Origin of the sequence: Rothia sp. HMSC071F11 (assembly GCF_001809115.1) — a bacterium.
Taxonomy (GTDB): Bacteria; Actinomycetota; Actinomycetes; order Actinomycetales; family Micrococcaceae; genus Rothia; species Rothia dentocariosa.
The window spans coordinates 25,305-25,773 of record NZ_KV795760.1; the positions used below are offsets into that span (position 1 = coordinate 25,305).

Annotated in this window: 1 pseudogene; it reads right to left on the reverse strand. The window is 56.3% G+C overall.

Going from position 1 to position 469, the window contains the following annotated elements:
- A pseudogene (locus HMPREF2554_RS11795) lies at positions 1-469 on the reverse strand (pyruvate, water dikinase); the annotation flags it as partial.

Genomic DNA, 469 nt, shown 5'->3' on the forward strand with positions numbered 1-469 from the left:
AAATCGAGGTTCGCGAATAAATCCTCGGTGGTGACGCTCGGACCAAGCCGCGCAATTTTCATCATCACATCCGCCTCAGCACGTTTGAACATTAGCGGCATGAGGTAGCGCGAGAAGCGAGCGCGCGTAAGCTCAGCTGCCGCATCAACCGCACGGTGGCTCCGCGCAATCAGATCACGGTCGGTTATACTCTCAAGCGTCCGGTTATCCGCCTGGAATGCTTCAAGTTCATGTTTCCAATCCAGCGAGTCTGTATTCCAGTCGGGATTCGCCGCCGAAAAGGCCTGTCGAATCGTGCGCGGCAAGTGCGTTACGATGCGCGGCGAAACACGCGGCCACGTTGCATGAACGCTCGCAATCCCATCATCGCTGATGCGGATAACACGATCAACGGGTGGTGTATCCACACCGAAGGAACCGAGAACTTGCTGAACTTCCTGCTGTACCTTGCGCACGGGCATGATGTCCA